At 39.6% G+C, this 13195-nt stretch carries 11 protein-coding genes; 2 read left to right on the top strand and 9 right to left on the bottom strand.

From position 1 onward, the window contains the following. Nucleotides 1-84: 84 nt before the first annotated feature. The 9 genes from JSS34_07155 to pdhA all read right to left on the bottom strand — a co-directional run bounded on the left by JSS34_07155 (nt 85) and on the right by pdhA (nt 11961). Complete coding sequence (locus tag JSS34_07155) at nt 85-3252, bottom strand: hypothetical protein (GenBank protein ID MBS0186099.1); 3168 nt, start codon at nt 3250-3252, stop codon at nt 85-87. A gap of 412 nt (nt 3253-3664) precedes the next feature. Then, complete coding sequence (locus JSS34_07150) at nt 3665-4144, bottom strand: hypothetical protein (protein MBS0186098.1); 480 nt, start codon at nt 4142-4144, stop codon at nt 3665-3667. 85 nt (nt 4145-4229) lie between these two features. Beyond that, on the bottom strand, nt 4230-6011 hold the full coding sequence (recJ, locus tag JSS34_07145; protein ID MBS0186097.1) for a single-stranded-DNA-specific exonuclease RecJ: 1782 nt from the start codon (nt 6009-6011) through the stop codon (nt 4230-4232). Beyond that, nucleotides 6004-6459 carry a type II toxin-antitoxin system RatA family toxin gene (locus JSS34_07140; protein MBS0186096.1) on the bottom strand — a complete coding sequence of 152 codons (456 nt, stop codon included), beginning with the start codon at nt 6457-6459 and terminating at the stop codon, nt 6004-6006. The genes recJ and JSS34_07140 overlap by 8 nt, the downstream gene beginning before the upstream one ends. After that, nucleotides 6437-7381, bottom strand: coding sequence for a lipoyl synthase (lipA, locus tag JSS34_07135; protein ID MBS0186095.1), 945 nt, complete (start codon nt 7379-7381; stop codon nt 6437-6439). Before lipA ends, JSS34_07140 begins: the two co-directional genes overlap by 23 nt. Further along, the gene (gene lpdA / locus JSS34_07130; GenBank protein ID MBS0186094.1) at nt 7378-8784 is read right to left on the bottom strand and encodes a dihydrolipoyl dehydrogenase; all 1407 of its coding nucleotides are present in this window, start codon (nt 8782-8784) and stop codon (nt 7378-7380) included. Before lpdA ends, lipA begins: the two co-directional genes overlap by 4 nt. A 23-nt stretch (nt 8785-8807) precedes the next feature. Beyond that, nucleotides 8808-10031 carry a pyruvate dehydrogenase complex dihydrolipoamide acetyltransferase gene (locus JSS34_07125; protein MBS0186093.1) on the bottom strand — a complete coding sequence of 408 codons (1224 nt, stop codon included), beginning with the start codon at nt 10029-10031 and terminating at the stop codon, nt 8808-8810. Between the two features lie 12 nt (nt 10032-10043). Beyond that, nucleotides 10044-11036 (bottom strand): pyruvate dehydrogenase complex E1 component subunit beta, encoded by a 993-nt coding sequence (locus JSS34_07120; GenBank protein MBS0186092.1) that lies wholly within the window; start codon nt 11034-11036, stop codon nt 10044-10046. Nucleotides 11037-11043: 7 nt separating this feature from the next. Further along, nucleotides 11044-11961 carry a pyruvate dehydrogenase (acetyl-transferring) E1 component subunit alpha gene (gene pdhA / locus JSS34_07115; protein MBS0186091.1) on the bottom strand — a complete coding sequence of 306 codons (918 nt, stop codon included), beginning with the start codon at nt 11959-11961 and terminating at the stop codon, nt 11044-11046. A 518-nt stretch (nt 11962-12479) separates the two neighbouring features. Between pdhA and JSS34_07110 the strand changes: the two genes are divergently transcribed. Together JSS34_07110 and JSS34_07105 are read left to right on the top strand one after the other, a co-directional pair. After that, nucleotides 12480-12659 carry a hypothetical protein gene (locus JSS34_07110; GenBank protein MBS0186090.1) on the top strand — a complete coding sequence of 60 codons (180 nt, stop codon included), beginning with the start codon at nt 12480-12482 and terminating at the stop codon, nt 12657-12659. A gap of 144 nt (nt 12660-12803) precedes the next feature. After that, nucleotides 12804-13091: a hypothetical protein gene (locus JSS34_07105; protein MBS0186089.1), complete on the top strand. Its 288-nt coding sequence runs from the start codon at nt 12804-12806 to the stop codon at nt 13089-13091. The last annotated feature ends 104 nt before the right edge of the window (nt 13092-13195 follow it).

The following is a 13195-nucleotide window of genomic DNA, read 5'->3' as shown; positions in this document are numbered from 1 at the left end:
TTTTAACCTTTGCTTCTTCTATTATTTGGTTAAAATGAAAAGTGGACACAACCTAAAAAAACTTAAGGAAGATATAATTTAATATTATTGAGTGGGTGAAGTTGTTTGGGACGGCGTTGTCGTTGTCATGATTGGAGCTGTAATGTCTCCTGTCACAGCTTGTGCTCCCAAAATTCCAGCAAGACCAGGCGTTGGAGCTAAGTCTGATCCTGAGGTGTCTTTTCGTTTTTCCATAAGGGTATCATCCCGTTCATCTCCCTCTGCATTAAGCTCTGCATCTGTCACATCATCATCGCCTTCTGCATGATCTACCGTGTCTAAATAATCATCCACATTATCAGAGGAAGTTGGCGAGAGATTCGTTGGAATAAATGAGGGGGAAGGAAGCCTCGTTCCTCCTATGGTTTGAAGCGTTGTTGTTACAGCTTGGATCTCTTTTACAAGGGCATTATATTCTCTTGCAACAGTCGAGGATGCTTTTTGATTCCATTCTTCTCGATAGGTTTGCGCTTGGGAAACAAGCTCATTGTAGTGGGAAAGTTGCGCTTGAATTTCTGCTTCTAGCGTATTTTTTTGTTGTTGAAGCGTTGTGACAGCATCTTCATCTTGGGCTGCTTGGGTTTGAAGTTGATCAAGGACGGATTGGCTTTGAGAAACATTTTGTTGAAGTTGGGTGACGCGCGCTTTAAGGGAATTTAAATTTGCGGCTGTCGTGGTTGCTGTTTGTTCAGCATTTGTTAGAGCCTGTTCTGCTTGTTGAAGAGCTGTATTTGCGTCTGAAACTTTTTTGGTTTGGGCAATAACAGTGTTCTTAGATTGGGTCAATTTTAGCGTTGCTTGCTGAAGGGTTGCATTTAATGAGCTGAGATGATCACTTTGTTGAGACAAATCAGTTGATTGGGTTTGAGCCTTTGCTTTGGCGAGATCTAATTGTTTTTGATCAGCAAGTAATTGAGGATTGTCAGCGTTATATTGAGATGTCATTTGAACGATATCGTTCTTATCTTGGGAAACCTCTGTGTTCAAAGAAGAAATTGCAGTTGTATCCGATGCGATAGAGCTTGGAAGCGTTCCAAGAGCGCCTACAGAAGAAAGCTCACTCCAGACTTCTTGCGACCATTGAGAAAGAGAAGGATTGGCTGATATTACCGCTTGTTGAGTTGAAGAGAGAGATTGATTGTCTTTGGTGGGCAAAGGGGCAATTGAAGCTTCACTTGCGTTGAAAGCCTTATTAATAGAAGATTGAATAGCAGAAATAGAAGATTGAGAAGACGCAAAAGAAGAAGGAATAGGAGAAGAAGCAGAAGCAGAAGTAATTTGAGCTGATGTGGGAAGCTCTTTAGAAAGAGAGGGAAGATCACCTTCAAATGAGGCAAGTGTATCTCGAAGTCCTTGGGGAAGGTCTTTAAGGCCGGAAACTTGAAGTGCTAGTTCTGCTTGGCCTTTTATGCTTTGAATTTCTGAGACTTGATAATATCGTGCATTTGTAAGGTCGTATGTATTTCCACTATTGTCCCCTTCCCACCATCCCGACCACCCAGCGCCAGTTTGAGGACTTATCCACCAGTAATAGTCACGTGCATTATTGAAAACACTGCTTTGAAGACCTTGCAATTGTGAAATATCAGATTGAAGAGTTGTTTGCGTCGTTTTAACTGTTGAGAGATTTGCTTGAGCCGCTAAGAACGCCTCATAGGCAGGCTGAAAAGATTGTATCGACAGAGGAAGTGCGGGTTTTGAGGTGCTGGAAGATTCAAGAACGCTTAATTCCGAAACTCCTTTTTGGGTCCATTGATAGACGCTTTCTTCATCGGAAATGAGATCTTGTTGAGCCGTGGATATAGCCGTAGCATCTTTTGCAACTATGGCCGAATCAGATTTAATAATGGCTAGGTCGCTTTGTTGTTGCTGTATTTTTGCAGCTGCGAGAAGAGAAGCCTCCTTATGAGAAGAAATATCATCTTCATTAACACTAATTTTATCCTGTTGAAGCTTCTTAAGTGCATTTTGAAGAAGAGAAGCTTGAAAGAGTTGTTGTGTTTTAAGTTGTGAAATAAGAACGTCAGTCTTATTTTTATCTTGCGTGAAAATATTTACTTGAGCTTGCGTACGCTGCATGCCTGCAAAGTCGTAGGTGTACATACCTCCTCCTACTTCATCATTAAGATAATACGAATCCCACCAGTTATGACGAGCTTTCCAAAGCTCAATATCCTTTTGGTAATTTGCTGATTGAATGAGAAATGCTTGAAGTTGAAGAGATGTTTGTGCTTTCTCTACAGAAAGCGTATTTGCGAGAGTTTGTTCTGTTATCATTTTTTCTTGAGCTTCTTCAGCCTGCAAGGCGTAAGATGTCGCAAGTTTTTGAACGTTTGACACAGTTGGATCAGCGATCTTCAAAGCTTTTTGAGCCGCTTCGAGAGCCGCTGTATTTGCTTTAAGGGCAGATTCTAGGCTTTGAAGCTTCTGAGAGGCGGCTTCAGCCTTTTTTTGCGCATCGGATAAATTTTTTGCGATGGATGAAAGGGTTGTTGTATCTTTTGCTAAAGCGCTTTGCGTTGCTTCTTTTTGTTTTTGTTTCTCTTGCAGTTGCGCTGTAAGTTGAGCGATCTGAGCTTTTCTTTGACTGATGTTTCCGGATGAATCTTGCCCGATTTGTGCGGAAAGTTTAGATATTTGTAGCTGGAGAGAGGCGATATTTTTTTGAGTTGTATCAAGGGCATCCTTTGAGGCAGCAATTTGTTGTGAGAGCGTTTGTTTTTGTGTTGTAAGGGCTGCAAAATGTGTGCGTGCCGTATTTTCTTCAGTGGTGGCAGAGGCTAAAAGTTGTCTTCCACGGTCAAGTTCCGTCGTATCAGTTGCCACGGTATTTTTATCTTGAGTAACTGTTGTTGTATCAGTGGCAAGCTTTCCTTTAAGAGAAGTTTCTTGAGAGTTTGTAGAAGTTAAAGTGGATTGATCTTTTTGAACGATCACGTTTTGATCAATTAATTTTTCTTGCGCTGCAATTTCAGTTGTTGAGGCTCTTTCAACGTTAGCATTATCTTTATTTAAGGTGGGAAAAAGGTTAAGTGCTGCTGAGTCAACAACAGGAAGAGAGGGCGTAATTTTTGTACTTGAAGAAGGTGTAGATTTTGCTTTTACAGGTTGGTCAAGAGAAAGAGGCGAAGCGATCTTCGTACTTGAGGAGGTCTTAGACTTTGTCTTTATAGGAAGAGACGCTTCTTTTTTGGAAAGCAGGGGGTTACTCAAGGGCAAGGGTGCAGGAGCTGAAGAGGTAGGTTCTTTCCCAGCAAAAAGAATATGAGAAAGAAAAAAAGACGCTAAAAAGAAGATAGCAAACTTGCCTTCTCTTTTGGAAGAGACTTGAGATATACACGAAATGATAAAGGTTATTTTTTTCTTTATAAGAATCATTTTATGTTAGAAGTTATTATGAACATACCTATGAGGATGCAATGGTTTTTGATATTATACAATAGAAGCTTTGGTTTAAAATACCAAATTTTTTATTAAAAATGCTGAAAAGCCTCTTTTTAGCTCTTTTTTACGATAATTTTTAGAAGATGTTTTATCTTGCTTCTTCTTATATATCTTGGCGTTATGAGTCAGAAAAAGATTTCCGAATAAAGCTTATTTCTTTTTCTACAAAAATGTCACGCTTTTAAAGATCATCATCAAGCATTTCAAAAATCTCTTCGGCTTGATCAAGAGCGAGAAGGGGAAGGTTTGGAAGTGTTGTTCTTCCCATTTTTTTTAAGAGCTTATTGATCATTTCAATTTTCTGAATGATGGCATTGTAGCAGTGTAATGAAGAAAGTGAACCTGTATTATTCCAATGGGATTTAAAAGTTTTTGCTTGCTCAATAAGGGCATCATAATAAGCAATTTGTTTTTGAAGATCTGTTTCTAAGTGAGAAGCAAAAGAGCCGTGATCTGAGAAAGGATTATTTTGGAGAAGGGGAAGGTTCATAGAAGAGTTTTCTGTCTGTTGAGAAAGAGAAGGATTGTATGGAAGAGCTTGTATTTTTTCATGGAATATACAAGAAATGAAAATTCCCAAAATAACAGCGCAAAATCCCCCTAATTTTTGGAGCATTTTTTCAAAAAAAAAAGCATTTTTATGATTAAATTTAAAGTTCATAGGATCCCTGAATTTTATAAGAAAAGCCTTAATAATATGTTGTACCCTAATCTGTTTTTTTAATTTTGAAAAGGAGATTATCTTTTTAAGAAATTGGAGCTAAGTCTTCAATTGTCATTTGAATTTTCTCTCGACCATTCCAACTGTCACGCCGGAATGTGCCAACAAAATGAAACGGATGGTTCTTTGCATCCATAAGCGCGTCACCCAAAGGCGTATTAAAAGCTCGAAAGGCAATTGCATCAAGTTTGATTCCTTCTTCTGATCTCAGGGTGCATCGAACATGTGTATTTTGAATAAGAGAGGTATTTGTAATTCTTAAGCAAGGAACCATAAAGCGTGGTGTCGGATTGCCCATTCCAAAAGGAGCCATTTGTTCTAAAATTTTTAAAAAATCAAGTGTAAGAGCAGCAAGAGACAATTTCCCATCTATATGAAGTGTTGGTTTATAATTTGTTTCTTTAAGCGTTTGAGCAATTTGTTCTGTTAAAAAAGATTCAAATTCTTTTATTTTGCTCTCTTCAATCGTAAATCCAGCGGCCATGGCATGTCCACCGCCATTAATGAGAAGGTTTAAGTCTTTTGCTTGATGAATTAATTTTCCTAAGTTTACAATCGGAAGAGAACGTCCAGAGGCTTTTCCAATTCCATCTTTAAGAGCAATGACACATGCAGGGCGATCATAACGATCTTTAAGGCGCCCTGCAATAATTCCAATAATTCCAGGATGCCAGGTTTCATCTGCGACAATAAGAGCGGCTGGCAGAGGGTTTTCTTTGAGATGCGCCTCAATTTTAAAGAGTGCATCGGAAAGCATCTTATTTTCCATTTCTTGACGCGATTGGTTAAGATGATGGAGTTTTTCAGAAATCATTTGAGCTTCTTTAAGACATTCAGTTGAAAGAAGATGGGCACCAAGAGAAGATTCCCCAACGCGTCCTCCTGCATTAATGCGGGGGCCTAAAATAAACCCTGCATGATATGCTTCAGGGGACTCAGTTATCTTTGCAATATCTGCAAGAGCTTTAAGTCCGATGTTTGTTCTTTTTTTCATGATTTTAAGGCCTTGTGCAACAAATGTTCGATTGAGGCCCGTTAAAGGAACGACATCGGCAACTGTCCCAAGTGCAACAAGGTCTAAAAATTGACGCAAATCAGGTTCCTTTATAAATCGTGTTTCATAGAAATTTTGCTCTCTAAGGCGTCGATTAAGAGCAACAAGGGTTAAAAAACTCACACCTACAGCAGCAAGATTTCCATAATTTTGCTTTATGTGCTCGGATTCGTCAGAACGATTTGGGTTAATAAGTGCATAAGCTAGAGGGAGTTTGAGCTCTGAAATATGATGATCAATGACAATAACATCCATGAGTTTTTCATGGGCATATGACAAAGCTTCAAAAGCTGTTGTTCCTGAATCGAGCGTGAGGATGAGCTTAATCCCATCTTTAAAAAAAGATTCAAAAGCATGTGTGTTCGGTCCATATCCTTCCTTAATCCGATCCGGAATATAAAGACGTACGGACGCTCCTAAAGCATCAAAAAACTTTTTAAAGAGCGCTGATGAGGTTGCGCCATCGACGTCATAATCTCCATAAAGAACAATCGTCTCATTTTTAAGCAGCGCCTTTTCAAGGCGAAGAATGGCTTTTTCCATATCTTTGAAAATAGAAGGATTGGGAAGAGAAGATTTTAGAGTTGGATTTAAGAATTCTTGAGTTTCTTCAGGATTTGAAAACCCTCTACTTGAAAGGAGTCTTGCAATTGTTGGTGGAACATTAAGACGCTGTTCTAAAAAGAGAGAGAGCTTTTCGTCACCTTCTTTGACTTGCCAACGTCGATTCAGAACAGAAAAAATATTATCCATGTGTATAAGACCGTTTTTTAAAAGCTTTAATCATAGTGTGACACGCTTGATCAAAAACACGTGCCATCATTTTATTTAAGATCCATGACTGAAAAGAAAAGTCGATATAAAATTCGACAGAAGTTTCTTGTGGAGCGAGCTCTTTAAGTGACCAACGGGTATAAAGATGTTTAAAAGGAATATTATAAGCAGGTGTTTTTTGAGAGGTATCTCCATAATGAACCTCAACTTTAGAAAAAGGTGTTAAGGAGACGGCTGATCGAAATGTTCCTTTAAAGGAAGAAACGCCAATACAAAGGTCAGCAATCATATGCGTTTCTGATTTTTCAAGAAGTTCTGCTGTTAAACACCAGGGAAGAAATTCAGGATATTTTTCAACATCTGTTATAATCTCATAAAGCGTGAAAGAAGGAAGAGGAATAATTTCAGTATGATGAAGCGTGGGCATTTGATTTGAGAGAGTTCCTGTTTGTATCACAAGTTGAAAACGAAAATTCTTTTAATTTTTTAAAATCTTCATCCGCATGATAAGAGGAACGTGTCAAAGGAGAGGCAGAAACCATCCGGAATCCTTTTCCGCGTGCCATTTGAGCATAAGATTCAAATTCTTCAGGGGGCACAAAACGTTCGACGGGATGATGTTGAGGCGTTGGTTGTAAATATTGTCCGAGTGTTATAAAATCAACAGAAGCAGCTCTTAGATCGTCCATGACTTGATAAAGTTCTTCCCGTGTCTCTCCAAGACCAACCATAAGACCTGATTTTGTGAAAATAGTAGGATCTTGTTCCTTGACACGTGCAAGAAGATGCAGAGAATGAAAATATCGCGCACCTGGACGAATTGTGGCATAAAGCCGTGGAACAGTTTCAAGATTATGATTATAAACATCGGGTTTTGCTGTAGCCACAATTTCAAGAGCCCCTTCTTTTCTTAAAAAATCAGGCGTCAAGACTTCAATTGTTGTGTGAGGAGAAGTTGTACGAATTGCTTTAATCACGTGTGCAAAATGAGAGGCGCCTCCATCCTCAAGATCATCTCTATCCACCGAGGTCACCACAACATGGGAAAGATTTAAAGCTTGAACAGCTGCAGCAACATGTTCTGGTTCGTGAGGATCTAATTGATCTGGTCGGCCCGTTTTAACATTGCAAAAAGCACAGGCGCGTGTACAGGTACTTCCTAGAATCATGACCGTTGCATGCTTTTTACTCCAACATTCTCCAATATTAGGACACGCGGCTTCTTCACACACGGTATTTAATTTAAGATGCCTCATAAGATCTTTTGTCCGATGGTATTCGGCAGATTGGGGAGCTTTAACCCGAATCCAAGAAGGCTTGCTTTGGGAAGATGGAAAAGGGTTTGTCATATATGAATGGCTTGATTAAAAGCTTGTAATGATGATTCATGCATCATTTCAGAAAGTGTAGGATGCGGAAAGATTGTTTCAAAAACATCGGCTTCTGTAGCCTCTAAAGTTCTTGCGAGGGTAAAGCCTTGAATAAGCTCTGTCACTTCTGCACCAATCATATGGGCGCCTAAGAGTTCACCTGTTTTTGAATCAAAGATGGTTTTAATGAATCCTTCTACTTCTCCAAGGGCAAGTGCTTTTCCATTTGCAGAGAAAGGAAAGCGTCCAATATTGATTGAAAAACCGAGAGATTTTGCTTTTTCTTCAGTAAGTCCAACACTTGCAATTTGAGGAATTGAATAAATGCAGCCTGGGATTTTTGTTGGATCAAGAGGATGGACATGCTCCCCTTTAATGTGTTGCACAGCGATTATTCCTTCATGACTTCCCTTATGGGCAAGCCAAGGGGGGCCCGCCACGTCTCCAATGGCATAAATCCCTTTTTCATTGGTTTCGCAAAAAGAATTTGTAAGAATATGACCTTTTTCAAGTGTTATTTTTGTTGTTTCAAGACCAATGTTTTCAGTGTTTGCTTCAATGCCAATGGCAAAAAGAACTTTTTCAGCAGAAATATTTTGAGCCGTTCCCTTTGTCTCAAGGGTAACGGACATAAGATCTTTTTGGGAGATAAAAGATGTAGCCTTTGTGTTTGTTAAGATTTTAATACCTTGTTGGGTGAAGAGTTTAGAGGCTTGCTCAGAGATCTCTCGATCTTCGCTCAGGAGAATACGATCCATCATTTCAACAACCGTGACATCAACGCCAAGAGAATGATAAAAACTTGCAAATTCCATCCCAATCGCACCAGACCCTAAAACAAGAAGAGATTTTGGGAGACTTTTGGGGGTCATGGCTTCTTTAGAAGTCCAAAAGAATTTTGACTCTTTTTCCATATTAATATTTGGAAGAAGGCGGGGACGGGCTCCTGTTGCAAGAATAATATTTGACGCGCTCAGAGAGAGTGTTTTTTCATCCGGTGTTTCAACAAGAATCTCTCGTGGTCCATTGAGTCGGCCATATCCTTTTATTTGCGTTACTTTATTTTTCTTTAAAAGATGGGCAATTCCTTGTGTCAGTTTGAGGGAAATTTGGCGTGATCTTTCAACGGCTTTTGATAGATTAATCGTAGGTATTTCTTTAATTTCGATCCCAAACTCTGAGGCTTTTTTTATTGTTTCAAGGACCTCAGCGGTCTTTAAGAGGGCCTTTGTTGGAATACAGCCCCAATTAAGACAAACACCTCCCAAGGCTTCTTTTTCAATCAAAGCTGTATTTAAGCCGAGTTGTGCAGCTTTGATGGCTGCAACATATCCTCCAGGTCCACCTCCAAGAACGATAAGATCAAAATGAGTCATTTGTATATATTCCTTAAAATTGTAATAAATTACGCTAAAATCAAGACGGGATTTTCGATATAGTTTTTAAGGACTTTTAAAAACTGGGCTGCAACTGCACCATCAACGACACGATGATCAACAGAAAGTGTCAATGTCATAAGTGTGGCAATGGAAAGCGCTCCATTGCGAACAACTGCTTTTTCTTGACCTGTCCCAACAGCTAAGATGCATGCTTGAGGAGGATTAAGAATAGCTGAGAATGATGTTACGCCATACATGCCCATATTTGAAAGACTAAAACTCCCTCCTTGAAATTCAGAAGGAGCAAGTTTTCCAGATTGAGCCTTTTCACGAAGTGTTTTCATTTCTGTCGAGATGTCAAGAATTGATTTGGACTGAGCATTTCGAATAATGGGTGTAATCAGACCTTCTTCAAGAGAAACAGCGACAGAAATGTCTGCCGTTTTATAAAGCCGAAGGGAAGTTTCCATCCAGGAGGCATTGGCCTCAGGAACATCCATCAAAGTTCGAGCACAGGCTTTGATTAACAAGTCATTCACAGAGACTTTGGCGTCTTTAAGTCCATTATTTAACTCTTTTCGAAGGGCTAAAAGCGCATCTAACTCTGCGTCCATGCTCACATAAAAATGAGGAATGGTTTGCTTTGATTCCGTAAGGCGCTTTGCAACAACTTTACGCATGGTTGTTAAGGCCACATCTTCATAGGCTGATTCAAAAGAAGAAGAAGGACGTGGAGATGCCATGGTTTGAGCGGTCTCTTCAATGTCTTTTTTAACAATACGGCCCCGTGGACCAGACCCTTGAATTGTGGAAAGATCAATATTTTTTTCAAAAGCAAGACGCCTTGCAAGAGGACTTGAAAGAATGCGTCCTACGGAAGATGTTGGAGAAGAAGCTTTTTCTTTCGGCTCTAAATTTTGAGAAGAAGGAAGAGAGACTTCTTGAGGTTTTGGATCAGGATTCTTTGCAGAGGCAGAAGATTGATGTGTAAGATTTTCTGCTGTTTCTCCCTCTTCAAGAATCAAACCAATAAGCGTATTGACTTTAACACCCTCTGTGCCGGCTGGAACTATGATTTTTCCAAGGATGCCTTCGTCAATGACTTCAACTTCCATTGTGGCCTTATCGGTTTCAATTTCAGCGAGGACTTCCCCTGATTTAAGAGAATCTCCTTCTTTTTTAAGCCATTTGACAAGATTCCCTTCTGTCATTGTTGGAGAGAGGGCGGGCATAAGGATTTCAATGGTCATTTTGGAATACCTTTAAGCGTTATAGAGAACATTTTTGACAGCTTGAACAATTTCTGCGGCACGTGGGATCGCAAGACGTTCAAGATTGGCAGCATAAGGAAGAGGGACATCTTGAGCTGTGACTCTGAGAACTGGAGCGTCTAAAAAGTCAAACATATGTTCCATAATTTGAGCAGCAACTTCTGAGCCAATGCCAGCATAAGGAAACCCTTCTTCAAGGGTTATGCAGCGATTTGTTTTGCGTACAGAGTCAAAAATTGTTTCTGTATCTAAGGGACGTAATGATCTTAAGTTTATCACTTCAACGTCAATCCCTTCTTTTGCAAGTTCTTCAGCAGCCTCCAATGCATATCCCACCATAATGGAAAATCCAACTAAAGTCACATCTTTTCCAGCGCGTTCAATATGAGCTTTTCCAATTGGAAGAACGAAATCAGAGTTCGAAGGAGGAGCTTCGAAGCGTTGACCATAAAGAAGTTCATTTTCTAAAAAAACAACGGGATTAGGATCTCTGATGGCCGATTTTAAAAGACCTTTAGCATCAATGGCATTATAAGGAGAGACGACCTTGAGTCCTGGACAATGCGCATACCAGCTTGCAAAACATTGAGAATGTTGAGCCCCAACACGTGCGGCGGATCCATTCGGGCCTCGAAAAACGATCGGACATCCCATTTGTCCGCCAGACATATAAAGTGTCTTTGCGGCAGAATTAATAATTTGATCAATGGCTTGCATAGAGAAGTTAAAGGTCATAAACTCCACAATCGGCAAAAGCCCTCCAAAAGCTGCTCCTACGCCAACACCTGCAAATCCAGCTTCCGTGATGGGTGTATCAATGACACGTTTGGATCCAAATTCTTCTAAAAGACCTTGGCTTACTTTATAAGCTCCTTGATATTCGGCAACTTCTTCTCCCATAAGGAAAACATTCGGATTTCGTCGCATTTCTTCTGCCATTGCATCTCGTAGTGCTTCTCGAACAGTCATGGTTTCTATGGTCATATTTGCCTCACACTAAAACATCGGTAAAAAGTTCTTCTATGGACGGCTCTGGGCTTTCCTTTGAGAAGTCAACGGCAATATCCACTTCCTTTTTAACGTCTTTTATAAGGGATTCGAGATGATCTTTATTCCCGCCGCGACGTAGGATTTCAGCTTCAAGAATAGAAAGCGGGTCATGGTGAGATCGGATATCTTCAACTTCTTCTTTTGAGCGATATTTTGCAGGATCAGACATGGAGTGTCCGCGATAACGATAGGTTTTTGCTTCAAGGATAAAAGGTCCTTTGCCTGATCTTACGTGCTCAGCTGCTTCTAGAGCTGCTTCTCGCATTGCAAGGTAATCCATTCCGTCAACACTTTTTCCAGGAATTCCTTGTGCGCTGCCGCGTGTAGAGAGGTCTGTGACTGCTGCATGACGTTCGAGGGACGTACCCATGGCATAAAGATTATTTTCAATAATATAAAGGACAGGGAGTTTCCAAAGGGCTGCCATATTAAAGGCTTCAAACATTTGGCCCTGATTTGAACCACCATCTCCCATATACGTAAAGCAAATACCGTTATCATTTTTATATTGATGTGCGAGAGCAAGCCCCGTTCCAATTGGAACTTGAGCTCCTACGATCCCATGGCCTCCATAAAATTTCTTTTCACGCGAAAACATATGCATAGAGCCCCCTTTTCCTTTGGAGTATCCACCCCTTCGTCCCGTTAATTCGGCCATTACACCACTCGGAGACATATCACAGGCGAGCATATGGCCGTGATCTCGGTAAGAGGTAATAATACTGTCATTGGGCGTTACAGCCTGATGCATGCCGACCACAACGGCTTCTTGCCCAATATAAAGATGGCAAAATCCAGCAATAAGCCCCATTCCATAGAGTTGGCCGGCTTTTTCTTCAAACCGACGAATAAGAAACATGCTTTCGTATGCTTTATAGAGATTCTCTAATGAAGGAGTGGACGGAGAATTTTGAAGGTTTTTTGGGGACACAGGCGATCTCCATTTTAAAAGTAAAAAGATTTTACCATAAGATTATGGAACATATGTTAAATGTTCTCTGTCTCTCCTCTACCCTGAAAATCTTTTTTTGGCAAGATCAGAAGAGATTTGTCTTTCTGTCTTAAAAGAAATTTACTTTGACCCTAAGGTCCTAAAAAAGCTCTAAAAGAAGATGGAGAGGCTATTTAGAGGATTTGCAGTGCATGAATTAGAAGGTGGTTTTGTTCAAATTCTTAATATTTTTTAAATATTGATGATCTTCATCTTGCAAAGCTAAAAAATTAGATGTATGAAAGAGTCGCTGAAAGAAATTTGAGGAGCTTGAACTTTTACGATTGCCTTGTTTTTGGGAAAAATCAAAAGCAAAGCGTTCTCAAATAAGATTAAGCGTTGTTAATAATTATATGTTTTTATTTTTTAACCATGAGGAATGTAAAATGAACTTCGTAAAATTTGCTGCTTTGGCTTTAGTTCTTGCTGCTGGTGTTGCTCCTGTAATGGCTGATCCAGATAAAGCTTCCGATGAACTTGCTGCTGCTGCTTCTGATACAGCTGCTGCTTCTGCTGATCTTGCTGCTGCTGCTGCTGATCAAAAAGCTGCTGCAGATACAAAGTAATTTTAGTTTTTTGTAGCTTTAAGAAAAAGAAGGCTTCGGCCTTCTTTTTTTATTTCTTTTTTTCTTGCTTAAGGGAAAAATTAAAAATAAACTTAGGCAAAGACCTCTGGAATAATAACAAATAAATAGAAAAGGAACGTCATTATGAAATCTGAAACTACGCGGAAAATTTGGCTGCTGGTTCTTGTGGTTACGTCTATGGTGGGAGCTGTTGTTCTCTGGAAAGTATGGCATGTTCCTCATTTTGTTTGGGATTTTTTAGCTTTCATAGGAGCTCTCATGATGGTGATTACAAATGGTTATGAGAATCTAAAAGTTTCAAAAAAAGTACAGATCTTCTATAAATACTTCTTTATTTTTATGAGCATTCAGTTTTTCTTTCTTACACTCTATAATTTTCTGACATGGATGGGTTACATATCAGGTTTTTGATTGTTTAGTGAGAGTTTTCACAAATAAGCAATAAAAAAAGAAAATAAGATAACCCGAACTATGGATAAAAAATAATTAACAGATTGAAAAGATTGAGGTATTTT

This window comes from Pseudomonadota bacterium (genome assembly GCA_018242545.1).
GTDB lineage: Bacteria > Pseudomonadota > Alphaproteobacteria > 16-39-46 > 16-39-46 > 16-39-46.
The sequence above is the reverse complement of the archived record's forward strand: the minus strand, read 5'-3'. Positions and strand labels throughout refer to the sequence as shown.